Below are 24,021 nucleotides of genomic sequence, written 5' to 3' on the forward strand. Positions count from 1 at the left end.
CCTCGACAATCAGCCGCGACCGATCAGCTTTTGCGCCATCCGGTCGGCAACCGACGATGCGGGTGCGCCGCTCGCCTTGCTCTCCGCCCAGATCTCGGCAAGTCGGCCGGGGATCAGGTGGATGCGGCTTTCGACTTCCTCGCGGCTCCCCTGCCCCAGATATTCCAGCGCGACATTGATGATGCCGCCCGCATTGATCACATAGTCCGGGGCATAGACGATCCCGCGGTCATGCACGCGTTGCCCGTCGAGCGCGGTCGCCAGCTGGTTGTTGGCTCCGCCCGCGATAATCGGGACGCGCAGCTTCGCGATGCTCGCCTCGGTCAGGATGGCGCCCAGCGCATTGGGGCTCAGCACGTCGGCCTCGACCTCCATGATCGCCGCCGAATCGGCGAGTTCGGCGCCGAGTTCTTCGGCCAGCGCCTTCGCCCGCGCCAAATTGACGTCGGCCAGCGTCAGCTTCGCCCCTTCCGCCGCCAGCCGCCGCGCGACACCGCCGCCGACGCTGCCGACACCCTGAATCGCAATGCGGACATCCTTGGCGCTGTCGGTGTTCAGCCCTTCGCGAATCGCGGCCTTGATACCCAGATACACGCCCAGCGCGGTGAACGGACCCGGGTCGCCGCCGGCATCGGCGCCGCTCGCCACCGGCAGTCCGCTGACATGCTTCGTCTGCTTGGCGATTTCGACCATGTCGGCGTCGGTGATCCCGACGTCCTCGGCGGTCACATAGGCGCCGCCCAGCGACTCGACCGCGCGGCCGAACGCCGCGAGCAGTTCGGGGGTCTTCGCGGCGCCCTCGTCGGCCAGGATCACGCCCTTGCCGCCGCCCATCGGCAGCCCCGCCATCGCATTTTTATAGCTCATGCCGCGCGACAGGCGCAGCGCATCGGTGATCGCCGCCGCGCGCTGCGGATAATGCCAATAGCGCACACCGCCCGCGCCCGGCCCGAGGTGGGTCGAATGGACGGCGATAACCGCCGTCAGCCCGCTGGCACGATCGCGGAACATGTGGACATGCTCATGATCGTCGAAATCGGCGAAATCCCAGACTGCGGACATTGGCTCATCCCTCCACACGAATTTTTGGCGCACAAGAAAATTACGTGATGGCGCAATAATGCAACGGGCGCATCGAGTCACCCGAAAAGCGTCGCCGCGCGATGATTAGGGGAAAATGGGGCGACCAACGGGGCTCGAACCCGCGACCTCCGGTACCACAAACCGGCGCTCTAACCAACTGAGCTATGGTCGCCACATAAGCGACGAGCGGCGCATGAAGCGCCCTCGACAGCGCGCGGCGAATAGGCGCGCATCCCCCCGCTCGTCAAGCATTGTTCGCACGCGCTTCCCTGCTAAAACGCGCGCCATGGCTGCGAATGATCTTGTCGACATGGCGACCTCGGGCGCCGACCGCACCGCCGCTCGGCTCGCCGCCGTCCCCGGCATCCGCCGCGCGCCGACGCCGAAGCTGCAACAATTCATGCTGTCCGGCTTCCTCGATGCCGAAACCTGCGCCGCACTGATCGCGCAGATCGACCGCGACGTGCGGCCGTCGACGATCGCCGATCCGAACGGGGACGAGGCGTTTCGCACCAGTACGACCTGCGACCTCGATCACCGCGATCCCTTGGTGATTGCGGTCAACAATCGGCTCCACGACCTCACCGGCATCCCGCTGGCCTTTGGCGAACCGATGCAGGGCCAGCGTTACGACGTCGGGCAGGAATTCAAGGCGCACACCGACTATTTCGACCCGCACGGCAGCGACTGGGAAACCTATTGCGCCATTCCCGGCCAGCGCAGCTGGACGCTGATGATCTATCTCAACGAACCAGCGGCGGGCGGCGCGACGCGCTTCCTCGCCACCGGCAAGATGCACCAGCCCGAAACGGGCAAGCTGCTCGCGTGGAACAATGTCCATCTCGACGGCACCGCAAACCCCGACACGCTTCACCACGGGATGAAGGTGCGCAAGGGCCGCAAATATATCATCACCAAATGGTTCCGCGAACGGCCGTGGCCGTGGGCGGAGGGGGAGCTGGCGTAGCCCGCAATATCCGTTCCCTTCCCCCTTGATGGGGGAAGGATACGCAGCCTTGCCGCAAAGCGGTTAGGCGAAGTGGGATGAGGGTGATGCTGCGTCGTTAAACCCTGGCTTGAGAACGAAACCGCACCCCCATCGCTGCGACTAAGCCAGCAAGCTGGCAAGTCTCGCTGCCTCCCCCATCAAGGGGGAGGAGCCTATCACCGCACCAGCCGATACTGGAAATTCAGCGTCAGCGTATTGGAAACGCGCCCCGGCTCGACCGGCGTTGCCTTGCCCGCGGCATCCATCGCCTGCAAACGCACCATCGGCATCGGCGGCTGCGGCCCGCCAAAGCTGCCTTCGCTGATCGAAACCAGCTCGACGCCGCGGAAGCCCGCCAGTCGCGCATAATCCTGCGCCTTGGCTTCCGCCGCCTTGATCGCCGTGCCGCGCGCGCCGACCAGCTGCGCGTCGGGGTCCTTCATGCCGAACGACGGGCCGTCGATATTGGTGCCGCCTGCGGCAACCAGCGCGTCGAGCAGCGGCCCGATATCCTCGATCTTGCCCGTCGTTGCGCGCACCGTGTTGCTGACCTGATAGCCCAGGAAGCGCGGCGGCTGTCCGGGGGTCTGATTGTTATAATCATATTGCGGCGACAGGTTGATACCGCTCGTCTGGATGTCCTCGGCCTTGATGCCGCGGGCTTTCGCGGCGGCAATCAGCTTGTCCATTGCGGCGGCATTGGCACGCATCGCCTCGACCGCGGTCGGTGCGGTGGTCGTCACGCCAGCGCCAACGGTCGCCTGGTCGGGGCGCGAGCGCACTTCCTCGCTGACGCTGAAGCTCAGGATCGGACCCTGCGTCGTTGCTGCCGTCACCGTCGAACCTCCCTGCTGGGCAAACGCAGGCGTTGCCGCCATCAGCGCCAGTCCGCTTGCCATAACGGCGAACAATTGCTTCGTCATTTCATTCTCCTGTGAACCGGGGTTCCGGCCGTTTCTGATCTCCGCCCCGTAACGCAGACGGAGCAGACCCGTTCCGGCCTTTGTGCGCAGCGCGCTTGCATGATGCTGAACGGCACGGTAGCGCGCCGTTCATCATGGCAGCACCGATCTTATCTTATGAAGGCCTCGGCCTTGTGCAGGGCAGCGGCTGGCTGTTCCAGGATCTCGACATCTATGTCGGGCCCCGCGACCGGCTGGCGCTGATCGGCCGCAACGGCGCCGGAAAGACGACCTTGCTCAAACTGCTCGCGGGCCAGATCGACGCCGACAAGGGCAAGCGCGTCATCGTGCCGGGCACGCATGTCGTGATGCTCGAACAGGAACCTGATTTCCGTCCCTTCGCGACGCTGATGGATTTCGCCGTCTCCGCGCCCAACGCGCCAGAGGCCCATGAGGTCGCCGCGATCGCCGACCAGCTCGGCATCGACATGACGCGCACTGCCGCCAGCGCCTCGGGCGGCGAACGCCGTCGCGCAGCTCTCGCCCGCGCGCTCGCGCAGAACCCCGACGTGTTGCTGCTCGACGAACCGACCAACCATCTCGACCTCGCCGCGATCGACTGGCTCGAATCCTGGCTCGCACGCTACACCGGCGCCTTCGTCGCGATCAGCCATGACCGGACGTTCCTCACCCGCCTGACGCGCCAGACTTTGTGGCTCGATCGCGGCAGCATCCGCCGCAAGGACATCGGTTTCGGCGGCTTCGAGGAATGGAGCGACGCGGTCGCCGCCGAGGAAGCGCGCGCCGCGCAGCGCCTCGATTCCAAACTGCGGCTCGAGGCGCACTGGCTCGAACGCGGCGTCACCGCGCGCCGCAAACGCAACCAGGGACGCCTTGAGAAACTGAAGGAAATGCGCGCCACCCGCGCCGCGATGATCGGCGGCCCCGGCGTCGCCAAGCTCGGCCTCGCCAACGACGACGTCCGCTCGAAATCGGTGATCGTGGCCGAGGGTGTCAGCAAGAGCTTCGGTGACCGCACGATCATCAGGAATTTCGATTTCCGCGTCCAGCGCGGCGACCGCATCGGGATCGTCGGCGCCAATGGCGCGGGCAAGTCGACCCTGCTCAAGCTCCTCACCGGTGAAATCCAGCCCGACGCAGGCAGCATCACCCTTGCCCCGACGCTCGACGGCATCATCATCGACCAGCAGCGCAGCCTGATGTCACCCGACAAGACCGTCCGCGACGTGCTTGCCGACGGCGGCGACTGGGTCGAAGTGCGCGGCGTCAAAAAACATATCCAGGGTTATCTCAAGGAATTTCTGTTCGATCCCGGCGTGATGGAGGCCAGCGTCGGCGCGCTGTCGGGCGGCGAGCGTTCGCGCCTCCTCCTCGCGCGCGAATTTGCCCGCGAATCGAACCTGCTCGTCCTCGACGAGCCGACCAACGACCTCGACCTCGAAACGCTCGACCTCTTGCAGGAAGTCATCGCCGATTACGCCGGCACCGTGCTGCTCGTCAGCCACGACCGCGACTTTCTCGACCGCACCGTCACCGTCACGCTCGGCCTCGACGGATCGGGCAAGGTCGATATCGTCGCGGGCGGCTATGCCGATTGGGAGGCCAAGCGGGTCAAGCCGAATAGCGTCAAAGCCAAGGCATCCGCCGCCGCACCAGCGCCCCCGCCCACCGCACGCAAGAAACTCAGCTACAAGGACCAGCGCGACTACGACCTGCTACCCGTCCGGATCGAGGAGATCGAGGCGGAGATGGCTGCGGCGGAAACCGAGCTGTCGGACGGCGCTTTGTTCACGCGCGATCATGCAAAATTCACCGCGCTGACGGGCAAGCTGGAAAAGCTGCGCGAAGAAAAGTCGGCGGCGGAAGATCGCTGGCTGGAACTGGCAGAAGAGATCGAATCGCTTGGCTAAGTCTTGGATTGCGCTTGGCAGACAGAAGTAATTCGAACATGTCGTAACCAAGGGGGAACGACATGAGTGACGATACAGACCGATCTGAATTGCAGGGCGTCGGGGGATGGCTGGGCTTTCTTGTGTTCGTCCTCGGTATCCTCTCACCGGCGCGAATGTTGTTCCAGACAATCGCGAACATACGTGAAACGGCCATCATGGGTCAGGTGCTTGGCCCCAACGCATCTATCTATATTCAATTCAGTTGGGCGCTGGTCGCAGCATCAGCTGCCGGGTCGATCTTTCTCGCCTATCGGCTGCTGGCGGTTCATCGCTGGTCATCGGTCCGGATCGTCCTCATTGGCCTCTGGTGCCTTGCCTCTATCCCGACGCTGATTGATGCTTTGGTTGGATCGATCCTTTTTCCTGAGTTTGTTGGCGCCATAGTTTCTGAAGCTCTATGGTCGGCCGCCAAATCGAGCATTTCGGCGACGATCTGGACAGCCTATCTTATGAAATCGAAGCGCGTCGCGAATACCTACATCAAGGATAACGACGAAACGCAGCACATCTTCGGCTAACAATCACCCCGTCCCATAAAACCGCACCAGCCGATCCAGCGCCAACCCCAGCACCAGCTTCCCCGACCGCGCCGGCCACCCCAGCCCTTTCTCCGCGCCGCCGATCCCTTCCCCCGCGCAAATCACCCGCCAGCAGATATCGGCCAGCCCCGGCCCCGCCGCATCGAGCGCGGCGTGAAAACGCCGGTGCGCGTCAATCCGCGCCAGCGATGCGTCGGACGCGCGCGCCCCGCCGCGACTTTTGCCCGGCGGCGACGCATCCCAGCGCATCGTCACCCGCGCCGACAATCCGGCACGCTCATAATCGCCGCGCAGCCGCTCGCCAGCGGCCAATTGCGCGGCTGTCAGCATCCCACGCGACGCCAGCCAGGCGATCGGGCTTTCGCCGACATTCACCGTCACATGCCGCATCACCTGCGGCCCCGTCTTGCCGGGGTCGACGCGGTCGTCGGGATGGATACGGGTTTCAAGGCGGCGTGCGGTCATGCGATTCTCCTGTGCAACGCGCGGGGCTTGACATCGGGATATTTTGTAGGAAATAACAAACCGATTTGGTTATTAGAAGGTCGTCCGCATGATCAACAGCATCCGCTCGGTCCGCCGGGCCAAGGGCCTGACGCTCGAAGAAGTCGGACAGCGTTGCGTCCCGCCGACCACCGCCCAGACGATCGGGCGCCTCGAAACGGGCACGCGCACCCTCTCGCTCGGCTGGATGAACCGCATCGCCGCCGCGCTCGGCGTCGACGCGGCAGAGCTGGTGCAATTGCCGCAGGATACTCAGCTCACGATCACCGCGCTGCTCGGTGCCGACGGTGCACAGGCGCCGACACGCGTCGAACAGGCGCTCACTGCGCGCCCGGGCGAGGATATGGTCGCGGTGCGCGTCACCTCGTCGATCGGCGACTACCGCGCCGGCGATGAAATCTGGTGCCGCCGGATCGAGGGCGACTGGGCGAGCGCACTCAACCGCGACCTGCTTGTTCCCCGCCCTGCCGGCCGTTTTTTCTTCGCCCGCCTGCTCAACGTCGATGGCGAAAAGCTGCACCTGCTCCCGCTCGGCACCGGCCAGCGCCAGCAGGTCGTCAGCAATCCACCCTGGGCCGCCGTCGCCGTCCGCCTGCTCCGCACGCTCTAACCATCCCGTTCGCCCCGAGCTTGTCGAAGGGCCCTCCTTTACTTTTCTCAAGAGGAAGAACAGTGCTTCGACAAGCTCAGCACGAACGGAAGAGAGGCCGCGCATGACCAAATCCCTGCGCGTCCTCTCGATCGCGACCCTTTTCCCCGACGCCGCGCGACCGAATTTCGGCCTGTTCGTCGAACGCAGCCTGCGTGCGCTCGCGGCCCAGCCCGGCATCGACCTCACCATCATTGCGCCGGTCGGCCTGCCCCCTTTTCCGCTCTCACTCCACAAACGCTATCGCGCGCTCCGCGGCCTCCCGCAAAGCGAGCAATGGAACGGCCTGACTGTTCTCCGCCCGCGCTTCACGCTGATCCCGCGCGTCGGTGCCAGCTTCAATCCGGCAAAAGTCGCGGACGCCGTGCTGACGGCCGCGCGCGGCCGGTCTTTCGATGTGATCGATGCGCAATTCTTCTACCCTGACGGCCCTGCCGCAATGCGCGTCGCGGATGCGCTCGGCCTGCCTTTTTCGGCCAAGGCACGCGGCGCGGACATCAGCCATTTCGGACATGATCCCGCGACACGAAATCAGGTGATCGACGCCGCCGACAAAGCCGCCGGGCTGCTCGCCGTATCGGCGGCAATGCGCGACGACATGGCCGCGATCGGCATCGACGCAGCAAAAATTGCGGTTCACTACACCGGCATCGACGCCGCGCGTTTTCACCCCGGCGACCGCGGCGCGGCGCGCACGGCGCTCGCGATGGACGATGCCCCGGCTATCCTCACCGTCGGTGCGCTGATCGCGCGCAAGGGGCAGGCGCTGGTCATCGAGGCGCTTCCGGCGCTTCCCGGCGTCCATTATTGGCTTGCCGGGGCCGGTGACGAGGAGGGCCGCTACCGCGCACTTGCACGGCAGCTCGGTGTCGAAACGCGCGTTCATTTCATGGGACCCGTCGCCAACGCCGACCTGCCGCAGCTTTACCGGGCGGCCGATGCGGTGGTCATGCCATCGGCCAGCGAAGGCCTTGCCAATGCGTGGGTCGAGGCGCTTGCCTGCGGCACGCCAATCGTCATCAGCAACGCGGGCGGCGCCGCCGAACTCGTCACGGCGCCCGTTGCCGGACGCATCGTCGATCGCACGCCGTTGGCCATTGCTGCGGCGGTGAATGCCATCCTCACCGACCCGCCGCCGTCCGCCGATGTCGCCGCAATCCTGGGCGGCCGCTTCGACTGGGACCGTAACGGGCAGGAACTCGCCGCGCACCTGCGCCGCTGCGCCGGGGCCTAGACACGGCAACGCCGACCCGCTCGAAAGCGGGCCGGCGCCGGATTTACGTGATGCGCCGCCGGTTCAGACGACCGCGCCGTCATCCTTGCGTTCGACGCGTTCGCCGCCGTCCATGCCCGCGACGGTGCGCGGGACGAAGCTGTGCGGGCCGACTTTCAGCCACACCAGGATCGGCGTTGACATCAGGATCGACGAATAGGTGCCAACGAACACGCCGAGCAGGATCGCGGCGGTGAAGCCAAAGATCACGTCGGGTCCGAAGATCAGCAGCACGCCGAGCGCGAGCAGCATCGCGACACTGGTCATCACCGTACGCGACAGCGTCTCGTTGATGCTGAGGTTGAGCAGCGGGACGATGTCCATCTTGCGGTATTTTTTCAGATTCTCGCGGATGCGGTCATAAACGACGATCGTGTCGTTCAACGAATAACCGACAATCGTCAGTAGGGCCGCGACGCTGTTAAGGTCGAACTGGATCTGCGTCACCGCGAAAAAGCCGAAGGTCAGCGCAACTTCGTGGAACAGGCGGCCGAGCGCACCGACGCCGAACTGCCATTCAAATCGGATCCAGATATAGATCGAAATCCCCAGCATCGCGAGCGCAAGGCTGATCGCCCCGGTGCGCAGCAACTCTTCGGACACCTTGCCCGACACAGTTTCGACCGAACCAGCCTTCGCGGTCGGGAAGGCTTTCTGGATGCCCGCCACCAGCTGTTGCCCGGCGCGTTCGGCCGCCGCCTTGTCGCCGTCGGGAAGCGCGGTGCGGATCGAAATCGCCTTGTCCGATCCGAATTGCTGGATCGTCGCTTCGCCCAGGCCGATGTCGCCGACCTTTTCGCGAATTTCGTCGATCGGCGGCATGTCCTGCGTGAATTCGACGCGGACCGACTGGCCGCCGACGAAATCGATGCCAAGGTTCAGCCCCTTCACCGCGACGAGCGCGATCGAGATGATCACCAGGATTATGCTCATGGCCGACGCGACCTTGCGCCACTTCAGGAAATCGATGTTCGTGTCGTCGGGGACGAGTTTCAGCAAGCGCATGATTTCGCTCCCTCCTTTAAATGTTGATCGACGTCGGACGCTTGGTCCGCAGCCAATGGGCGACGAACATGCGCGTGACGGTCACGGCGGTGAAGACACTGGTGACGATGCCGATCGTCAGCACCACGGCAAAGCCCTTGATCGGTCCCGAACCGAACCAGAACATCAGCGACGCCGCGATGACGTTGGTGACGTTGGCGTCGAAAATCGCGCGGCTTGCTTCGGAATAGCCCAGCTCGACCGCCTGGAACGGCCGCCTGCCGCGCTTCAACTCCTCGCGTATGCGCTCGTTGATCAGCACGTTGGCATCGACCGCAGCGCCGATGGTCAGCACGAAACCCGCGATCCCCGGTAGCGTCAGCGTCGCGTTGAACGCCGCCATGATCGCGATGATCAGGAACACGTTAAAGATCAGCGCGATACAGGCGTAAACGCCAAAACGACCATAGACGATGATCATCAGCACCAGCACCGCGACCGTGGCGATGATGCCCGCGATCGCGCCCTTGCGGATCGAATCGGCGCCGAGTTCGGGGGTGACCGTGCGTTCTTCGACCACGGTCATCTTCACCGGCAACGCACCGGAGCGCAGCGAAATCGCCAGCGCATTCGCGCTCGCGACGCTGAAACTGCCTGAAATCTGCGCGCTGCCGCCCAGGATCGGTTCGTTGATCGACGGCGCCGACAACACCTTGCCGTCGAGCACCATCGCAAAACGCTTGCCGACATTTTGCGCCGTGACTTTGGCAAAGGTGCTCGACCCGCCCGAATCGAACCGGATCGACACGACCGGCTGGCTGTTCTGGGGGTCATAGCTTTGCTGCGCGTTGATCAACTGTTCGCCGCTGATCATCACCTGGCGGCGCAGCACCTCGAATGCGGCGCCACTGCCCTCGCCCTCGGCATAAGGAACAATCTCGCTCCCCACCGGAACGCGGCCCGCCGCGGCTTCATTCGGATCGGCGTTGGTATCGACCATGCGGAACTCAAGCCGCGCGGTCTTGCCGATCAATTCCTTCAGCGCCGCTGGGTCCTGAAGGCCCGGCACCTGCACGACGACGCGGTCGGTGCCTTCGCGGATGATCGTCGGTTCGCGCGTGCCCAGCGCGTTGACGCGCTTGTCGATGATGTCGCGCGCGGTATCCATCGCATTTGCCACCGCCTGCGCCTGCCCGGCGCTGGTCGGGGTCATCACGATCCGGGTCGAATCGATAACGTTGATGCTCCAGTCGCGCTGGCCCGTCATCCCCGCGCCCTGCGTCTCGCTGAACAGCCGTTCGCGCGCGGCATCGAGCTGCGCCTGGTCGCGGACGAGGAAGCTGATCCGGCCGCCGGCCGTCGACAGTTCGCCGATCGCAATGTCGTCGTCGGGACCGGTTTCGCCGCGCATCGCGGTGCGCACGGTCTTTTCCATGTTCGCCAGCTGCGTCTTGCGCAGGTCGGCGATGTCGGCTTCGAGCAGCAGGTGGCTGCCGCCCGCCAGGTCAAGGCCCAGGTTGACCTTGGCCTGGAGAACCGCCGGCAGGCTTTCTCGCGTTTTTTCGGGAAGGAAGCTGGGGATGGAAAACAGGATACCGAGCAGCAGGATGATGCTGATGCCGATGGTTTTCCAACGCGGGAAATCGAGCATTGTTTAATCCGATAGCAAGAGCGGAGCCGCGGCGGGCGCGGCCACCGTCGCGTCAGTCGTTGGCGGGCTTGCCACCGGGTTGCAGGACGTCGGCAAGGGTCGACTTCACGACCTTGATCTTCACCCCTTGCGCAATTTCGACATCGACGAAATCATCGTCGACGCGGGTGATCTTGCCGACGATGCCGCCGCCGGTCACGACCTGGTCGCGCGGCTTCACCGCTGCGACCTTGGCGCGATGTTCCTTCGCGCGGACCTGCTGCGGGCGGATCAGGAAGAACCAGAATACGGCAAAGATCAGCAGATAGGGGACCAGCATCAGGAAACCGGCGGCCCCACCGCCCGATCCGGCCGCTTGGGTCAGAAGCAATTGCGTCGACATGGATGAAAAACTTTCCGTTCGAGCGCGCAGCCGTTCCCCTTGTGGAACCGGCGCGCAAAGATGGCGCGGCGCCTATCATGCAGGGGCCTTGCGCGCAACTGGTCGCGCGTCCACCCCCCTTTGGCAGCCGCCGCCGAAATGGGAAGCTTGGGCGCCAGATCAAGCCCGCATGACCGATCGCGGCGACCAAGGGTCATCGCCGTCCTTCACTTTGCTCAGGAGAGCCTTGCATCGCCCGCCAACCCGCGCTAGGGGCCTCGCCTGCCCAACAGGGCCGGTCGGGACGTAGCGCAGCCTGGTAGCGCATCACACTGGGGGTGTGGGGGTCGGAGGTTCGAATCCTCTCGTCCCGACCAATTATTTCAATAGCTTAATATCACCTACCCGCTGCAAAATGCCGCGCGGGTAGGCCATGGGCAGGTTGCTTAAACGGGATCGACCGCGACCGTCGCGTGTTCTACATTAACCGCCGATGCCAAACGATCCCGTGACATGGTGGACCGCCTTCGGCGCTATTGCACAAGCAGTAGGTGCCGCCGCAACTTTTGCCGCTGTCGCCGTTTCACTTTGGATCGTAGCCTCCGAAAGGTCGATGAAAGCGAAGGCGTCGGCGCGGATAATGGTTCAGTTCGTAGGCGATGGCACTCCGGGAACATACTTGGTCGGCATTGACGTAACCAATGTCGGCGTTCGTCCATTTCATGTGACGAGCGTAGGCTGGCGCACGGGCTGGTTAGGCTGGGGGCCGAACGTATTGAAGTACCGATACGCTATCCAAAAAACGAATATCATGCTCAATCAACGCCCGTCGCCACACATCGTCGATCCGGGATTACATGACGGCTTTTATGTCACGGTCGCAGACATGAAGAGCGCAAACGCCGAAGAGTCGCGGAACGAAATGTTCACCCGCAAACTTCCGGTGATTGGCTATTGCCCGATATGGGCAATGGTGAACATCACGGGTCGAAAGCCCGTAATGTCGCGGGTGCCGCGAGACTTGGCCGTTTTTCTACGTACTGGCGTTCATGCATCCACAACGGACGAAAATTAGGCCGTGTAAGCGCCCCTTGCGTTGGACTCGCAGTAGATACCAACGTAACATCGCATAAGGGAGACGGGCATGGCAGGACCACCATTCATCAATTCGACGGGATTGATCGGCAAGATTTTCGAGAAAATACAACAGGCGAAAGTACCACCGCGCTACACGCAGGACTTTCAAGCCACAGTTCTGGGCTATGGCAGCGGCAGCGCTAGACCCTTCATCCCCTTTTTAAAGCGGCTGAACTTTATCCAAAGCGACGGAACGCCCACTGATTTGTACACGCGTTTCCGCAATGCCGACAGCAGCGGTGCCGCGATGGCTGAAGCAATGCGGATTGGGTTCGCCGACATCTTCCAAAAGAACGAATTCGCCAATGCGTTGTCGGACGACAAGTTGAAAAACTTGGTGGTTGAAATTACGGGGAAAGAGCCAAACGATGGGACAGTAGCGGCCATCGTAGGAAGCTTTAAAGCTTGTAAGTTGCTTGCCGACTTCGATGCAAATGAAACTAAGGACGTCGGAATAGTCGAGCCACTGGAACCTTCAAAATCGCTGGTAAAACACGAACCCAAACAAGCCGGGAAAGCTGAACTGCGGCTGGCATACACGATCAACGTGAACCTACCGGAAACTACTAATGTCGAAGTTTACAACGCAATTTTCTCGGCTATCAAGCAGAATTTGTTGACCGATGACTAGCGGTTCAAACCAAATTCGTCTTTTTGCTCTAAACAACCTCGCGATTGAAGCGGCAGTTCAGCGCGTTGAACGCGATTTAGGCGTTGATTTAGGCCATCTTCCAGTCACCGAAAGCGGTCCCGACGAAACATACTACCCGCAATTTGACGAAAAAATTCGTCGGGAAGCCTCGGAAATGAGTGCTCACTATCGGGTGTTTTATTGTCTGGAAAACGCTATTCGATCTCTCATCACAGAAGTATTGTTCGAAAAGCACAACGAAGATTGGTGGAACAGTGCCGTGCCAGAGTCCGTCAAAACTCACGTGTCGGCAACGCAGAAAAAAGAAGCCGAATCGGGGATAGCGATCCGGTCACAAGAGCCCATAGACTACACGACGTTCGGCGAACTTGGCGAAATTATTAAGTCGAATTGGTCTGATTTCACCGACATTTTCCAGAACATAAAAGCTCTAGAAAAAGTGATCGCGACTTTAAACGTGCTTCGTGGGCCAATCGCTCATTGCAAACCACTAGCTGAAGACGAAGTCGTTCGGCTGCATTTGTCTGTTCGAGACTGGTTCCGCTCGATGGGATGACCTACCCATACCCTACCCAAGTGTGGATTGGAGCCACCTTCAACTCATTAATCAATGATTTCGTTCAATTTTATATTTCCAAAAACGATTGCTCGCCACATCATGTAGGCGAAGGAATACACTTTAAGGGGATTTCCGATGTATAATGCTATGGACAGTTATTTGGACGTGGACACGTGGCACACGTCGCATCCTCTCGACGACCAACGCTTTTACAAGGCGTTGTCGAAGATTGTTCGCGATCCTAAATTTAGCCCCGAAGCCATGGGCGAATATATACGCGATAAAAAAGGCGTCTCGCGCGACGATAACGGCGACGTCTTCAACAACGTGATCGACCGTCGCATCACCGAAGCTTATGCAATCCAAGAGTTCGTCCGGCTGGGCCTTTGACGACAAAAGCCCCGACCACGCATGGCATAACGTGGCCGGGGCAGTCGGGGGGACGCGGAAGGAAAAGGGAACGCGTCGCCGACTAACCGGATGGCAGGAACGGAAGCCGCAGGCCGACTTCGGCGCGCTCTTTTGGCGACATTGCCCACAGTGGCACCGCGAGCAGCGGCACGGCGTCCAGATCGATCGCACCGGCCCCTGCGGCAGCGACGGCGGCGGCAATGGGCTGCGCGGGCTCGGACAGGCCGACGACGGCGCACACCGGCAACTGGTCGCCCTGGGCTTTGCCATGCCACGCCAAATTGAGCGCGGCGTCTTCCATACGGAACAGCAAATGCTGCAATCTGAAAAACGCACGAAGCTGCCCCCGCGGCGGGCTTAGATCGGCGGCTTCGGGGAGCGTTACGCCGTTCGCTTGCTCGTAGGAAACGAACAGCGGCAACGCGTGTTCGGCGAAGTCTTCGGTCGGCGGTTCGTCAAAGTCCCAAGGCAAGAGTTCGGCGTAGCGACCGAAGACCATCGTATCGCCCATAGGGCTAGGCCGACTGGCGCTCGATTTATCCAGCCAAGCGGCCAACCGCGAAAGGCGCGTCGCTGCGGTCATACTTCAACGCGGGTCCGAAGCTTCGCAAGTTCGAGCGGCGAATAGAAGGACGCATGCACCTTCGCGATGAAACCGGGATAGCGTTTCGCCAGCCGGTCCAGCTTCGTCGAAGATTCGATATGTTCAAGCGCTTCGGGCGCGAACTTTGCGACAACCTTTTCCTTGAAACCAAGCACGACGTCTTCGGGAAGTCCCATCAAACGCCACGAATGGTTATACATGGTCAAAGCAAAGTCGGGGTCTTCGGTCACGGCTTCGCGAATGTTGGTGTAGCCACCGTCGCCGTTCTGGGCTTCGCGGGCGACCCAATCAAGACAGCGCATGTAGATTGGGGTACGAACGGGGTCCGGCACGAAGCGCGACCCCATCACGCTTTCACACGCCGCCATATGGTCCTTCGCTCGCGTTTCCAGCGTTCGTTGCGTCGCTTCGGCGGTCGCGGCAAGCTGATTGGCCACCTTCGCCGCCATTTCGTGTCGCACCGGCTCCGTCACCGTCAAATCGTTCGTAATGCGGCCAAGCAGTTCGGCGCTGCTTTCGGCGCTGCCGTGAACGTCCTTCAGCGCGTTATAGACGACGTTATCGTGGGCAAAGCCGTTGGGGTCGCCGAGCATCGGCAATCGTTGCGTCGGCAGTCGCATCTGCTGACAGAAGGCGACGGCGTCCTGCGTTGGAACCGGGGTAACACCGGGGGTCGTATTCATTGTCGTTCCTTTCCTTCAAGTTTATGTCGCGGGCGTCGGCAATCAGCTTTCGTTGCATTTCCGCCCATGCAGGTTCGCGGTCGGCGCGTTGGTCCGGAGTAATTCGCATCGGCACAACGATGCACGACCTTGGCGCCGCGCCGTGTTTCGCGATGAAGCGCGCGACGGCCTGTTCGTCGGTTTCGCCGTGCGCGACTTCAAGCACGTGCGGCACGGCTGCGGCGTTGCCGCGTTCAAGCCGGGCTATGCGGCGAGCCATAGTCACGACCGCGCTTCCAATGCCGCAAGCCGCGCTTCAAGATCGGTGGCTTCGTGAATGCGGGCGATCATCGACAGGATATGCGCCAGCTTCGACGCGTCGCCGGTATCGAGAATATTCGACCGCGCCTCGCGATAGACCCGCTGAATTTCGCGGTTCACGTCGGCAACGTTCGACAGCTTGCACCGATAGCGCTTCGGTTTCGCAGGGGGTGGGGTTGGCGTCGAAACCCCCTGATTTGCTGCCGTTGCTGAAGCTGAAGACCACATAGTTCTGCCAATAAGACAATCGAAACAACCGATATGGCGACATATTTAGTCACAATGCCGAATAAGTCAAAATAATCTGTCGAATACTTAGAGTTATGCGTAACATTCAATCAATTATATGACGAAATCTTAAGGGTAATACTTTTGCTCTCTTTAATTGGAATTGGAACTAACACGCGATCATAACTTAAACCGCGACGACGACACTCGCGCCGAATGTCCGTTATGACGCCGGGTAGCTTCGCCGCCGCGAGCAACACAACGCCGTGGCTATGGAATGGGGTTTGCCCACAGTTTCGCAGGACGTGAAGATAGGCGAGCCGAAGCAGCGTGTGATAGTTCGGAAAATAGACGTGAGTATGTTGCGACAGATGCTCTGCGCACATCGTTTGCGTTCGCGGCACAAGTCGATTGAACCTCGCGTCGCCTAGCTTCGACAAGAATATGTCGGCGCCGATGCGTTCGTCGGCGGCGAGATAGGCGACGCCGCCGCGAATGATGCTGGCGCAAGCTTCGATGTATTTGGTCGTCAGATAGTCGGCAGCTTGATTAGCCGGGCAAACGCCGTTGCGACCGATCCTATCTTCGCTGCGATCAAGGGCGCCACTTATGAGTTCGTGGGCGCGGTCGTTGAAACCTGCGATGTTCATTGCATTGTCGCCTTTAACCTACGACCTTCGCCGTCTAGAGGCGGGGTCCGATGGTAACTTCGCCGAAGCTTTCGACGTAATTTCAAATATATAATTTGACGCAATCTACTTGATTGATCGTTGGGCAGGTAATGGGTAGCCAAACCAACACACAGCCGCCGCCGGGACAGCGGGACACCCCTAAAGGGTGGTGTCCCGTCCCGTCCCGCTAAGCGCACCGGGACTGTCCCGTGAATGTCCCGCTGTTGTCCCGGTGTCCCGCTCCGCGATCAGCAAGGCAGCGATGACAGCATTTTGCACCGCGCCTTGCGCGCCGCCCATTCGATAAAGATCGTTTTCAACCGTCAAATAGCCATCGCGAACCAAGTCCGACCGGGCGCGGTTGAAATTCTTGCGTTTGGTATCGTCATTGTCGCTGGTCGAATTGCGGTAGAACTTTGGACGCCAAGCTTCGACATGAACACCGACGAAGGTGCCGCCGTCGTCAACGACCCCATGTTCGCCAGCGGCTTCGCGGAACGACGACATGCCCAAATGCTGATTGGGTGTAAGTTCTTTGAAGTCCCGACGCGGGGCCGCTGCATCGTCCGGCACGACTACGCAACTTGTGACGTCGATCCCATCTTCATCCGTACCCACAACAATGCTGTGAAGGCGAAAACCGTGTGTCTTGCCGTCTTCGCCATCCTTGGCTTTGTCGATGCGCCACATTCGAGCATCGCCATTGCGTTCGACGTAGATTGCGGCGTCCAGCGCTGCAAACAAACTGGAATGTCCGCGCAAGCCCTTCGCCGCGTCTTTCCCACTGTGGGCAACGAGAACGATCAATCCGGCTGTGAGGCGCTGAAGCCTTTTTGCCCCCGCGATGATAGCGCCCATATCTTTGCTGCTATTTTCGTCCGCGCCGGGGGCTGCTCGATTTAGCGTATCGATGAAAATTACGACGCCCGGCGGGCATAGCGACGCAAGGTCGTCAACGTCTTGCGGATCGATCAGGCTGAAGGCTTCGATAGAAAAGCGAACGTCCGTTGGGAACGGCCGATTGCTATGCCGCTCCCAAGCGCGGGTCCGGTTGCGATACCCGCCCTCGCCTTCAAGCGCGATGTAAAGCACCGGCGCGGGGCGGCTGCGATGGCCAAAGAAGTGTTCGCCCGTTGCTATTGCCGCCGCTGCCGCTGTGCATAGAAAAGACTTGGCCGACCCTGACGCGCCGAACACGACGGCAAAACCTTCGGCGGGGAACACGCCATCAATTCGCGAGGGCTGCGATGGCAACGCCTGTAGTTCGGCGGCGGTCCTAAACTTAAATCGTTCACGCCGCTTCGACGCTTCGCCACGCATTTCGAGTAGGTCGTGAAGCACGTCCGGGTCGGGCTTCGCCAACGCTAAAATCTTGCGCGCCTTCAGCCGCCCGTAGGGCTTCGCCCATGCGTGAAATACAGGTCCGTAGGTTAGTTCATCAGTCTTGATTGACTGTGCGACAATGCGAACGGTTTCCGCAGAGTCCGGCGGAATCAACGCCAGCACTTCCCGCATGATGAATTGCTTTTCGTCCTGCGACGGCGCGCCTTTGAAGAACATGTGAACTATGACGCGGCGATAACATGTTGACGCCGCTGTTCGGCATATTCTGACGTGGACGCCACCGGGTCCGACAGACGGCTGTCTGCCCATGCCTGAAGGTCATCGGCGGTATAGACCGGGAAACGGCCAAGCTTGCGAAAACGCGGCCCGCCGCCGATGCAAGCCAGCTTGGCAAGGGTTTCGGTAGTGCCGAACCCATAGCGTTCCTGAAGGTAGTCAGCCGCCTGATTGCGGCGAAGATAGGCTGGTTCAGCCAACTGTCGTCTCCTAACTGCTAACGAGTGGAGACGACTAGATATTACCCAAGATTACAGTTCTCTAGGGACACATTTCGACGACCTAAGCCGTTTTGAACTTGCGCGCCAAATACTTCAATCGCCGTTCACGCGTTGTTTGTTGGACGTCTATTTTAGCAAAATACATGTCGTAGAGTTCGATGGCGGCGGCACGGCCCGACATTCCGTTCGCGACCAACGCCCTTCCCTTGGCGATGACAACGTCGTTGTTAAAGCCCGGCACATTGGCGTTTTCGATTACGTCGAACACTATGCCGCACCTTCTTTGAGCGGAACAACATTGGACGTTTCCGAAGCTACGCCAAGGGCGGCGGCGATGCTCCCGGCGATGCTGTCCGACGCACGACGAAGCGGGTCATCGGCAAGGTGCGCGTAACGCGCCGTCGTCGATGGCGAAGCGTGACCTAGAAGTTTGCCCACAATGGGAAGCCCCATGCCCGATGCCGCGCCCATGCTGGCGAAGCTATGGCGCAGGTCATGCAACCGAAGGCCCGGCAATCCAGCGTGGGCAATCACGCGCCGCCATGGCCGCTTTAGATCGCTACGCGGCTTGCCCTTCGTTTCGCCGACGATGACATATGGATTGTCCTTTAAGCGCGGAATGTCCGCCAACACCTTCAACGCGGGCGCGCCAAGGATAACGTCCTTCTTCCCGGTCTTCGAATCTGGCAGACGAAGAAAGCCGCGCTCCAAATCAACTTGCGTCCATTTCAACGTCAAAATTTCGCCTAAGCGACAGCCGGTCAACAGCAACAGACGAAGCGCCGCGACGGCATGGGGCGAAATCACTTCGCGCAAAGTATCGGCGTTCTTCGGCCTGTGCTTTGCCTTCGCGCCTTCGTTGAATTGCCACGGTAAGCCTACGGTTTCAGCTTCGCGCAACGCATCGCCAAGACGGCGAAGTTCATCACCATACAGGTAGCGTTCGTTTGCGTTATCCTTGCCGATTTTGACGCCCCGACGCGGGTTCTCCGAAATGTATTCGCGGCCAATGGCATAGGTGAGAATGCCACCGAACAGGCGAACCGTGCGACGGGCCGCCCCCTCGCCGCCCTTCACGATGATACGCTTGCCGTCGATCACTTCATTCTTCGCGGTTTCGCCAGCGGCGACCGCGCTGAAGAAATCTTCAATGTGGCGACGCTTCAAATCCTTGACGCGGCGATGCCCCAACAGTGGCTTGATATGCCGCTCGATACACCCTTTATCCGTAACCTTCGTCGAAGCCTTCTTATGCCCACAACCCTTTTTCAGATATTCGTCACACAGTTCGGTGACGGTTGGGTTTTCTTCGACGACAGGCTTCGCGGCGACGTCTTCGCCCAATTGGACCTTCGCAAGCAATTCCGTTGCTTTCTTCCGCGCTTGGTCAACCGTCAACGTGGGGAACGTACCAACCGTCACTTTGCGCGACCGACCTTCGAAGTCGTATTGCACGATAAACGATTTGCGGCCCGATGGGCGCACCCGGACGCCGAAGCCCGGCAAGCCGCCACACCATATCACATAGTCACTGGCGCGCGCCTCTAGGCGGTCCACGAGGCTGTTGTTCAGCTTGGGCTTAGACATAGCGCAAATCCTTCGGGTAGGTCTTGGGTAGGTGGCATTCGGTAATTTGATGCCACCCCAAAACAACCCGGTAAAGCGAAATGCGCCTTTAAGTAGCTGATATTCGTGGTTAACGGAAGTTTGCGTAATTTCTAGAAATCGCCAGTAATCCTATGACCCGCCACTGGGGGTGTGGGGGTCGGAGGTTCGAATCCTCTCGTCCCGACCAAAATTACCAGCAAAAACATAGCGGACGGATAGCGAATGCTGTCCGTTTTGCTGTGCGCCCTGTGGCGCGACGTCCTGCCCGGCGTTGCCGCATCAACGTTGAACGGCGTGGTGCGCTGTGGCCCCCTTCGCACAGCTGTCACATCTCCGAAAGCCGGGTGCCATTGCTATTCGTTCGCTGCGGCGCTGGTCAAACCGCCGCGCCGCGCATAACAGGCGCCGCATGGAATTTGCCCCCGAAATCTTTGCCTTGCTGATCGGCGTCGCCTTTATCGCGGGGGCGGTCGACGCGATGGCGGGCGGCGGCGGCCTGCTCACCATTCCCGCGCTGATGGCGGCGGGGGTGCCGCCCGTCTCGGCGCTCGCCACCAACAAGCTGCAAAGCACGATCGGCACCGCGTCGGCGTTCCTGACCTTCTGGCGCGGCGGACATGTTGACCTGCGCCGCTTTGCCTGGCCTGCCGCCGGCGCCTTTGCCGGGTCGGTGCTGGGCGCGACCGCGGTGCAATATATGCGCTCCGACTTCCTCGCCGCGCTCGTCCCGTTGCTGTTGATCGCAATGGGTCTTTATTTTCTCCTCGCCCCGCCGATGAGCAGCGTCGATCGCCACGCACGCACCGGCCCGCTCGGGCTCACTTTCATCGTCGCCGCGCTTGGTTTCTACGATGGCTTCTTCGGCCCTGGCACCGGCTCCTTCCTGACCCTGACGCTTGTGGCGCTGGGCGGGCTCGGACTGGTCCGCGCGATCGGCAATACCAAATTCGTCAACCTCGCGACCAATGTCGCCGGGCTCCTCGCGATGATCGTCGGCGGCCATGTCCTCTGGCTGCTCGGCCTGTCGATGGCGACGGCCAATGTCGCGGGCAACCAGATCGGCGCCCGGCTCGCGATCCGCTTCGGCGGGCGCGGGGTGCGGCCGCTGCTTGTGGTCATGTCGTTCGCACTGACCGCAAAGCTGCTCGCCGACCCCGCCAACCCGGTCTGGACGCTCTTTTAGGGTTGGTCGTCCGTCGGCGGCGCCGATGCGCGCGCCTTTTGCCGCGCTTCTATTTCGCCCTTGTCGATCACGCCATCACCATTGGCGTCGATATGCTTGATGAAGGCATCGACCTTTTCGGGCGAAGCCATCGTCGGATCGCCTTGCCGCTGCGCGCGCATTTCGGCCATTCTGGTGACTTCGGCCTTGTCCAGCTTGCCGTCGCCATTGGCGTCGATCATCGCAAAAATGCGCCCGCCGTCGGGCTTCGGCTGCGCGATGGCAAGCGCCGGGACAGCCAGGCCAAAAGCCGCAGCAATCATCGTCAATGTCTTCATATCATGTCCTTTGGTCTGGTTCGGCAAAGTTGCCGGAACGCCCCGCGCCGGACATGACAGCGCCCGTGTCGCAAAACTATGGCAGCCGCTTCGGCTCATCACGGTTTCAGCACGACCTTGCCCACCACCTCGCGCCGTTCGAGCATCGCGAAACCTTCGCGCCAATCGGCCAGGTCGATGGCGGCATGGACGTGCGGCCGGATTTTCCCGTCGGCGGCCAGCGCGTCGATCGCCGCGACATTCTCCGCGCCGCGCGCCGGGAAGCGGCGGCCATATTCGCCCGCACGCACGCCGACGACCGAAAATCCCTTGATCAGCGGCATGTTCACCGACACCTCTGGAATGCGCCCAGAGGCGAAGCCGACCACCAGCAACCGCCCGCCAAAGGCGATGCAGCGCGTTGATTCGTCGAACACATCGCCGCCAACGGGGTCGAAAATCGCGTCGGCCCCCGCCCCGCCGGTCAGCGTCCTGACCGCCTCGCGAAACCCTGGCGCTCCGTCGATCACCGCGTCGGGCGCGTAAAGGCGCGCGATCGCCTCGCGCTTCTCGGCGCGGCTGGCCGCCGCAATCACCCGCGCGCCGATCGCCTTGGCAAGGTCGACCGCCGCCAATCCGACGCCGCCCGCCGCGCCATGGACCAGCACCCACTCGCCCGGCTCGACCCGCGCGCAGCGCAGCAGCGCGACATAGGCGGTCAGATAAGCGACCGGATAGGCCGCCGCTTCCTGCCACGACAGCCGCGCCGGCTTCGCGCGCAGGGCCGCGGCGGGGACGACGCAAAATTCGGCCATCGCACCGAACCGATTGCCCCCGACAACCGCATCGCCCGCGCGCCAACCGGCGACGCCCGTACCGACCGCATCGACTTCGCCTGCAAACTCCAGCCCCGGCACAAACGGCAGGTCGGGTTTTAATTGATAGCCCCCGCCGGTCATCAGCAGGTCGGGAAAATTGATCGCCGCCGCCCGCACGCGTACGCGCACCTCGCCCGGCCCCGGGTCGGGCCGCGGCACATCGACCAACCCCGTGCCCGCATGGTTGGGCAGCAATTCGCGCACCTGCACAGCCCGCATGGCGAAAACCCTTTCCTACAATATCCCGATATGGTTCGTTTTACCTGTTCATCGAACCATAGGAGCGAATCATGCCAAGACCCGACCCATCGGCGTGCGATGCCGACAATTTGATTGATGCCGTCATCGACCGCGAAGGCCGATATGTAAACCATCCCGCCGACCGCGGCGGCCCGACATGCTGGGGAATCACCGAAGCGGTCGCGCGGGCACAGGGATATGCGGGCGCGATGCGCGATTTGCCGCGCAGCGACGCCGCATCAATCTACCGCCGCCTCTATTGGCTGCGCCCCGGTTTCGACAGGGTCGCGCTGCGCGCCCCCGAAATCGCCGCCGAATTGTTCGATACCGGGGTCAACATGGGCACCGCCACCGCTGCGGGTTTCCTGCAACGCGCGCTCAATGCCCTCAACCGCGCGGCGCGCGACTATCCCGACATCGTCGTCGACCGCGAGATCGGGCCGCGCAGCCTGTCGGCGCTCGACGGTTTTTTGCGCGTGCGCGGCGCCGGCGGCGAATCGGTGCTCCTCCGCGCGATGGAGGCGTTGCAGGGCGAACGTTACATCGCGCTCGCCGAACGCCGACCCAGCCAGGAGGCGTTTCTCTACGGCTGGCTCGCGGGCCGCATCGGCCAGCACTGACATTTTGTGGCGCGCCGCAGGGCTGACCTTCCCTGAACTTTGAATGCACAGGAGCAGAAATATGAGCATCATCGAAGGCCTGATCGGCCCGATCGCCAAGTTGATCGACAAGATCATCCCCGACCCCGAGGCGCGCGACCGCGCCAAGCTGGAACTGCTGAAAATGGAGGGCAGCCAGGAGATGGAGGCGATCCGCACCCGGATGACGGCGATCGTCGCCGAAGCGAACAGCGCCGACCCCTGGACCAGTCGCGCGCGGCCAAGCTTCCTCTATGTCATGTATGCGCTGCTGATGTGGGCCATCCCGATGGGCCTGATCGCTGCGGCGCGGCCCGACATGGCAAAGGGCATCGCCGAGGGAATGAACGCCTATCTCGCCGGCATACCCGAACCGCTCTACGCGCTCTTCGGTACGGGCTATCTGGGTTATACGGCGGCGCGGGCGTGGGGGAAAGCGAAGGGGTTGGAGAGTTAGGCGGAAGCGAAAAGATCGTCGTCCCCGCGAAAAGGGGGACGACTATCCACCGCCGCCGAGAGATAATGATTTTTGACGCGGAGACGCGAAGGCGCGGAGAAGAATGATATTCGCGCAGAGATCACAGAGTAGCCAGAGGCAAAGAAAAAGGCGGCAAAGCCGCCATTCTCCTTCTTCCTCCGCGTCTCCGCGTCTCCGCGTGAACAAAAATCTCTGCGTCTCTGCGCGAATCCCATTCGGAACCGACGTCAGACCTCCACGACTGCTGCCAGATTAGCGAGCGAAGAGTTCAACCCCGCGACATGATCCTTCGCCGAAATCCCCGGCGGCACATGATGCGCGTCGATCGTTACCAACGTCCCGCCGCTCTGCCGCGACAGATACCAGTGCATCGACATCGTCCCCGAAAAACGCGGATCGTCGGATTCGAACTCGACATCCCAGACGATCAGCCGCCCGTCGTCGAGCGTCGGGATATAAACTTCGACGACATCGCTGTCGTCGTCGCTTTTCGTTTCGGCATCGGGGTCATCGAACGTCAGCCGCATCAGAAAGCCGCCGCCTGCGCTCAAATCGATATGCTCGAACGTCCCCGTCGCCCCTTCGGGCGGCAGCCAGCGCGCCAGCTTTTCAGCGCTGGTAAACGCCGCAAAGACGTCGACCAGCGGCGCCGCGACCAGCCGTTCGGCATGATCGGTGCGCCGCGTCTTCTTGGTGGGTTTCATGTC

At 61.7% G+C, this 24,021-nt stretch carries 29 protein-coding genes and 2 tRNA genes; 13 read left to right on the forward strand and 18 right to left on the reverse strand.

Annotation, left to right across the window (positions count from 1 at the left end):
* Positions 1 to 9: 9 nt before the first annotated feature.
* A complete protein-coding gene (locus A3E77_RS17845; protein WP_293648496.1) occupies positions 10 to 1,062 on the reverse strand; it encodes a Glu/Leu/Phe/Val family dehydrogenase in 1,053 nt (350 codons plus the stop codon).
* A 116-nt stretch (positions 1,063 to 1,178) separates the two neighbouring features.
* Positions 1,179 to 1,255 (reverse strand) — tRNA-His (locus A3E77_RS17850).
* Between the two features lie 114 nt (positions 1,256 to 1,369).
* Between A3E77_RS17850 and A3E77_RS17855 the strand changes: the two genes are divergently transcribed.
* Positions 1,370 to 2,050 carry a prolyl hydroxylase family protein gene (locus A3E77_RS17855; RefSeq protein ID WP_293648499.1) on the forward strand — a complete coding sequence of 227 codons (681 nt, stop codon included), beginning with the start codon at positions 1,370 to 1,372 and terminating at the stop codon, positions 2,048 to 2,050.
* Between the two features lie 197 nt (positions 2,051 to 2,247).
* On the opposite strand, the gene A3E77_RS17860 is transcribed toward A3E77_RS17855, so the two are convergent.
* Positions 2,248 to 2,994, reverse strand: coding sequence for an SIMPL domain-containing protein (locus tag A3E77_RS17860; protein WP_293648502.1), 747 nt, complete (start codon positions 2,992 to 2,994; stop codon positions 2,248 to 2,250).
* A 134-nt stretch (positions 2,995 to 3,128) separates the two neighbouring features.
* Between A3E77_RS17860 and A3E77_RS17865 the strand changes: the two genes are divergently transcribed.
* A complete protein-coding gene (locus tag A3E77_RS17865) occupies positions 3,129 to 4,904 on the forward strand; it encodes an ABC-F family ATP-binding cassette domain-containing protein (RefSeq protein ID WP_293648505.1) in 1,776 nt (591 codons plus the stop codon).
* Between the two features lie 62 nt (positions 4,905 to 4,966).
* Positions 4,967 to 5,464, forward strand: a complete 498-nt coding sequence (locus A3E77_RS17870) for a DUF2569 family protein (RefSeq protein WP_293648508.1) — start codon at positions 4,967 to 4,969, stop codon at positions 5,462 to 5,464.
* Positions 5,465 to 5,467: 3 nt separating this feature from the next.
* Here A3E77_RS17870 and A3E77_RS17875 read toward each other — a convergent pair whose 3' ends face one another.
* The gene (locus A3E77_RS17875) at positions 5,468 to 5,950 is read right to left on the reverse strand and encodes a DUF6456 domain-containing protein (protein ID WP_366652648.1); all 483 of its coding nucleotides are present in this window, start codon (positions 5,948 to 5,950) and stop codon (positions 5,468 to 5,470) included.
* Positions 5,951 to 6,038: 88 nt separating this feature from the next.
* Between A3E77_RS17875 and A3E77_RS17880 the strand changes: the two genes are divergently transcribed.
* Together A3E77_RS17880 and A3E77_RS17885 are read left to right on the forward strand one after the other, a co-directional pair.
* A complete protein-coding gene (locus tag A3E77_RS17880) occupies positions 6,039 to 6,599 on the forward strand; it encodes a helix-turn-helix domain-containing protein (RefSeq protein ID WP_293648511.1) in 561 nt (186 codons plus the stop codon).
* Between the two features lie 103 nt (positions 6,600 to 6,702).
* Positions 6,703 to 7,872 (forward strand): glycosyltransferase, encoded by a 1,170-nt coding sequence (locus A3E77_RS17885; RefSeq protein WP_293648513.1) that lies wholly within the window; start codon positions 6,703 to 6,705, stop codon positions 7,870 to 7,872.
* A gap of 63 nt (positions 7,873 to 7,935) precedes the next feature.
* Here A3E77_RS17885 and secF read toward each other — a convergent pair whose 3' ends face one another.
* The 3 genes from secF to yajC are packed head-to-tail and all read right to left on the reverse strand — an operon-like array spanning position 7,936 to position 10,928.
* Positions 7,936 to 8,916 (reverse strand): protein translocase subunit SecF, encoded by a 981-nt coding sequence (gene secF / locus A3E77_RS17890; RefSeq protein WP_293648515.1) that lies wholly within the window; start codon positions 8,914 to 8,916, stop codon positions 7,936 to 7,938.
* A 16-nt stretch (positions 8,917 to 8,932) separates the two neighbouring features.
* The gene (secD, locus tag A3E77_RS17895; RefSeq protein WP_293648517.1) at positions 8,933 to 10,546 is read right to left on the reverse strand and encodes a protein translocase subunit SecD; all 1,614 of its coding nucleotides are present in this window, start codon (positions 10,544 to 10,546) and stop codon (positions 8,933 to 8,935) included.
* A gap of 52 nt (positions 10,547 to 10,598) precedes the next feature.
* Positions 10,599 to 10,928 (reverse strand): preprotein translocase subunit YajC, encoded by a 330-nt coding sequence (yajC, locus tag A3E77_RS17900; RefSeq protein ID WP_052182143.1) that lies wholly within the window; start codon positions 10,926 to 10,928, stop codon positions 10,599 to 10,601.
* A 279-nt stretch (positions 10,929 to 11,207) separates the two neighbouring features.
* On the opposite strand from yajC, the gene A3E77_RS17905 reads away from it, so the two are divergent.
* The 5 genes from A3E77_RS17905 (at position 11,208) to A3E77_RS17925 (ending at position 13,645) form a co-directional block, all read left to right on the forward strand.
* Positions 11,208 to 11,284: transfer RNA gene (locus A3E77_RS17905), tRNA-Pro, on the forward strand.
* Positions 11,285 to 11,400: 116 nt separating this feature from the next.
* On the forward strand, positions 11,401 to 11,982 hold the full coding sequence (locus A3E77_RS17910) for a hypothetical protein (protein ID WP_293648520.1): 582 nt from the start codon (positions 11,401 to 11,403) through the stop codon (positions 11,980 to 11,982).
* A gap of 69 nt (positions 11,983 to 12,051) precedes the next feature.
* Complete coding sequence (locus A3E77_RS17915) at positions 12,052 to 12,675, forward strand: DUF5343 domain-containing protein (protein WP_293648523.1); 624 nt, start codon at positions 12,052 to 12,054, stop codon at positions 12,673 to 12,675.
* Entirely contained in the window at positions 12,668 to 13,252 is a 585-nt protein-coding gene (locus A3E77_RS17920; RefSeq protein WP_293648525.1) for a Swt1 family HEPN domain-containing protein, read from the forward strand. Before A3E77_RS17915 ends, A3E77_RS17920 begins: the two co-directional genes overlap by 8 nt.
* 150 nt (positions 13,253 to 13,402) lie before the next feature.
* On the forward strand, positions 13,403 to 13,645 hold the full coding sequence (locus tag A3E77_RS17925; RefSeq protein ID WP_293648528.1) for a hypothetical protein: 243 nt from the start codon (positions 13,403 to 13,405) through the stop codon (positions 13,643 to 13,645).
* Between the two features lie 82 nt (positions 13,646 to 13,727).
* On the opposite strand, the gene A3E77_RS17930 is transcribed toward A3E77_RS17925, so the two are convergent.
* The 8 genes from A3E77_RS17930 to A3E77_RS17965 form a co-directional block, all read right to left on the reverse strand.
* Positions 13,728 to 14,177, reverse strand: coding sequence for a hypothetical protein (locus tag A3E77_RS17930; protein ID WP_293648531.1), 450 nt, complete (start codon positions 14,175 to 14,177; stop codon positions 13,728 to 13,730).
* 68 nt (positions 14,178 to 14,245) lie between these two features.
* Positions 14,246 to 14,863 (reverse strand): hypothetical protein, encoded by a 618-nt coding sequence (locus A3E77_RS17935; protein ID WP_293648534.1) that lies wholly within the window; start codon positions 14,861 to 14,863, stop codon positions 14,246 to 14,248.
* Between the two features lie 351 nt (positions 14,864 to 15,214).
* Positions 15,215 to 15,373 (reverse strand): hypothetical protein, encoded by a 159-nt coding sequence (locus A3E77_RS17940; protein ID WP_293648537.1) that lies wholly within the window; start codon positions 15,371 to 15,373, stop codon positions 15,215 to 15,217.
* A gap of 218 nt (positions 15,374 to 15,591) precedes the next feature.
* On the reverse strand, positions 15,592 to 16,131 hold the full coding sequence (locus A3E77_RS17945) for a hypothetical protein (protein WP_293648540.1): 540 nt from the start codon (positions 16,129 to 16,131) through the stop codon (positions 15,592 to 15,594).
* Between the two features lie 180 nt (positions 16,132 to 16,311).
* Entirely contained in the window at positions 16,312 to 17,712 is a 1,401-nt protein-coding gene (locus A3E77_RS17950) for an AAA family ATPase (RefSeq protein WP_293648541.1), read from the reverse strand.
* Between the two features lie 5 nt (positions 17,713 to 17,717).
* Positions 17,718 to 17,972 carry a DNA-binding protein gene (locus tag A3E77_RS17955; RefSeq protein WP_293648543.1) on the reverse strand — a complete coding sequence of 85 codons (255 nt, stop codon included), beginning with the start codon at positions 17,970 to 17,972 and terminating at the stop codon, positions 17,718 to 17,720.
* 82 nt (positions 17,973 to 18,054) lie between these two features.
* Positions 18,055 to 18,261, reverse strand: coding sequence for a hypothetical protein (locus A3E77_RS17960; protein WP_293648546.1), 207 nt, complete (start codon positions 18,259 to 18,261; stop codon positions 18,055 to 18,057).
* Entirely contained in the window at positions 18,261 to 19,580 is a 1,320-nt protein-coding gene (locus tag A3E77_RS17965; RefSeq protein ID WP_293648549.1) for a site-specific integrase, read from the reverse strand. Before A3E77_RS17965 ends, A3E77_RS17960 begins: the two co-directional genes overlap by 1 nt.
* Before the next feature lie 430 nt (positions 19,581 to 20,010).
* Here A3E77_RS17965 and A3E77_RS17970 point away from each other — a divergent pair, with 430 nt between their 5' ends.
* Positions 20,011 to 20,784 (forward strand): TSUP family transporter, encoded by a 774-nt coding sequence (locus A3E77_RS17970; protein WP_293648552.1) that lies wholly within the window; start codon positions 20,011 to 20,013, stop codon positions 20,782 to 20,784.
* Here the strand turns inward: A3E77_RS17970 and A3E77_RS17975 are convergent.
* Together A3E77_RS17975 and A3E77_RS17980 are read right to left on the reverse strand one after the other, a co-directional pair.
* The gene (locus tag A3E77_RS17975) at positions 20,781 to 21,101 is read right to left on the reverse strand and encodes an EF-hand domain-containing protein (RefSeq protein WP_293648555.1); all 321 of its coding nucleotides are present in this window, start codon (positions 21,099 to 21,101) and stop codon (positions 20,781 to 20,783) included. The two genes, A3E77_RS17970 and A3E77_RS17975, sit on opposite strands and share 4 nt — an antisense overlap.
* Positions 21,102 to 21,199: 98 nt before the next feature.
* The gene (locus tag A3E77_RS17980; protein ID WP_293648558.1) at positions 21,200 to 22,177 is read right to left on the reverse strand and encodes an NADPH:quinone oxidoreductase family protein; all 978 of its coding nucleotides are present in this window, start codon (positions 22,175 to 22,177) and stop codon (positions 21,200 to 21,202) included.
* 71 nt (positions 22,178 to 22,248) lie between these two features.
* On the opposite strand from A3E77_RS17980, the gene A3E77_RS17985 reads away from it, so the two are divergent.
* Both A3E77_RS17985 and A3E77_RS17990 read left to right on the forward strand, forming a co-directional pair.
* Positions 22,249 to 22,818: a glycoside hydrolase family 108 protein gene (locus tag A3E77_RS17985; protein ID WP_293648561.1), complete on the forward strand. Its 570-nt coding sequence runs from the start codon at positions 22,249 to 22,251 to the stop codon at positions 22,816 to 22,818.
* A 61-nt stretch (positions 22,819 to 22,879) separates the two neighbouring features.
* Positions 22,880 to 23,293, forward strand: a complete 414-nt coding sequence (locus A3E77_RS17990; RefSeq protein WP_293648564.1) for a holin family protein — start codon at positions 22,880 to 22,882, stop codon at positions 23,291 to 23,293.
* A 248-nt stretch (positions 23,294 to 23,541) separates the two neighbouring features.
* Here A3E77_RS17990 and A3E77_RS17995 read toward each other — a convergent pair whose 3' ends face one another.
* The gene (locus A3E77_RS17995) at positions 23,542 to 24,018 is read right to left on the reverse strand and encodes an SRPBCC family protein (RefSeq protein WP_293648567.1); all 477 of its coding nucleotides are present in this window, start codon (positions 24,016 to 24,018) and stop codon (positions 23,542 to 23,544) included.
* Positions 24,019 to 24,021 lie beyond the last annotated feature (3 nt).

The sequence above is a fragment of the Sphingopyxis sp. RIFCSPHIGHO2_12_FULL_65_19 genome (genome assembly GCF_001830555.1).
Classification (GTDB): domain Bacteria; phylum Pseudomonadota; class Alphaproteobacteria; order Sphingomonadales; family Sphingomonadaceae; genus Sphingopyxis.

Bases quoted from the DNA above. Each gene is read 5' to 3' on its own strand.
- A3E77_RS17845 (WP_293648496.1), bottom strand. From the start codon at position 1,062: ATGTCCGCAGTCTGGGATTTCGCCGATTTCGACGATCATGAGCATGTC.
- A3E77_RS17855 (WP_293648499.1), top strand. From the start codon at position 1,370: ATGGCTGCGAATGATCTTGTCGACATGGCGACCTCGGGCGCCGACCGC.
- A3E77_RS17860 (WP_293648502.1), bottom strand. From the start codon at position 2,994: ATGACGAAGCAATTGTTCGCCGTTATGGCAAGCGGACTGGCGCTGATG.
- A3E77_RS17865 (WP_293648505.1), top strand. From the start codon at position 3,129: ATGGCAGCACCGATCTTATCTTATGAAGGCCTCGGCCTTGTGCAGGGC.
- A3E77_RS17870 (WP_293648508.1), top strand. From the start codon at position 4,967: ATGAGTGACGATACAGACCGATCTGAATTGCAGGGCGTCGGGGGATGG.
- A3E77_RS17875 (WP_366652648.1), bottom strand. From the start codon at position 5,950: ATGACCGCACGCCGCCTTGAAACCCGTATCCATCCCGACGACCGCGTC.
- A3E77_RS17880 (WP_293648511.1), top strand. From the start codon at position 6,039: ATGATCAACAGCATCCGCTCGGTCCGCCGGGCCAAGGGCCTGACGCTC.
- A3E77_RS17885 (WP_293648513.1), top strand. From the start codon at position 6,703: ATGACCAAATCCCTGCGCGTCCTCTCGATCGCGACCCTTTTCCCCGAC.
- secF (WP_293648515.1), bottom strand. From the start codon at position 8,916: ATGCGCTTGCTGAAACTCGTCCCCGACGACACGAACATCGATTTCCTG.
- secD (WP_293648517.1), bottom strand. From the start codon at position 10,546: ATGCTCGATTTCCCGCGTTGGAAAACCATCGGCATCAGCATCATCCTG.
- yajC (WP_052182143.1), bottom strand. From the start codon at position 10,928: ATGTCGACGCAATTGCTTCTGACCCAAGCGGCCGGATCGGGCGGTGGG.
- A3E77_RS17910 (WP_293648520.1), top strand. From the start codon at position 11,401: ATGCCAAACGATCCCGTGACATGGTGGACCGCCTTCGGCGCTATTGCA.
- A3E77_RS17915 (WP_293648523.1), top strand. From the start codon at position 12,052: ATGGCAGGACCACCATTCATCAATTCGACGGGATTGATCGGCAAGATT.
- A3E77_RS17920 (WP_293648525.1), top strand. From the start codon at position 12,668: ATGACTAGCGGTTCAAACCAAATTCGTCTTTTTGCTCTAAACAACCTC.
- A3E77_RS17925 (WP_293648528.1), top strand. From the start codon at position 13,403: ATGGACAGTTATTTGGACGTGGACACGTGGCACACGTCGCATCCTCTC.
- A3E77_RS17930 (WP_293648531.1), bottom strand. From the start codon at position 14,177: ATGGGCGATACGATGGTCTTCGGTCGCTACGCCGAACTCTTGCCTTGG.
- A3E77_RS17935 (WP_293648534.1), bottom strand. From the start codon at position 14,863: ATGCTCGGCGACCCCAACGGCTTTGCCCACGATAACGTCGTCTATAAC.
- A3E77_RS17945 (WP_293648540.1), bottom strand. From the start codon at position 16,131: ATGAACATCGCAGGTTTCAACGACCGCGCCCACGAACTCATAAGTGGC.
- A3E77_RS17950 (WP_293648541.1), bottom strand. From the start codon at position 17,712: ATGTTCTTCAAAGGCGCGCCGTCGCAGGACGAAAAGCAATTCATCATG.
- A3E77_RS17965 (WP_293648549.1), bottom strand. From the start codon at position 19,580: ATGTCTAAGCCCAAGCTGAACAACAGCCTCGTGGACCGCCTAGAGGCG.
- A3E77_RS17970 (WP_293648552.1), top strand. From the start codon at position 20,011: ATGGAATTTGCCCCCGAAATCTTTGCCTTGCTGATCGGCGTCGCCTTT.
- A3E77_RS17975 (WP_293648555.1), bottom strand. From the start codon at position 21,101: ATGAAGACATTGACGATGATTGCTGCGGCTTTTGGCCTGGCTGTCCCG.
- A3E77_RS17980 (WP_293648558.1), bottom strand. From the start codon at position 22,177: ATGCGGGCTGTGCAGGTGCGCGAATTGCTGCCCAACCATGCGGGCACG.
- A3E77_RS17985 (WP_293648561.1), top strand. From the start codon at position 22,249: ATGCCAAGACCCGACCCATCGGCGTGCGATGCCGACAATTTGATTGAT.
- A3E77_RS17990 (WP_293648564.1), top strand. From the start codon at position 22,880: ATGAGCATCATCGAAGGCCTGATCGGCCCGATCGCCAAGTTGATCGAC.
- A3E77_RS17995 (WP_293648567.1), bottom strand. From the start codon at position 24,018: ATGAAACCCACCAAGAAGACGCGGCGCACCGATCATGCCGAACGGCTG.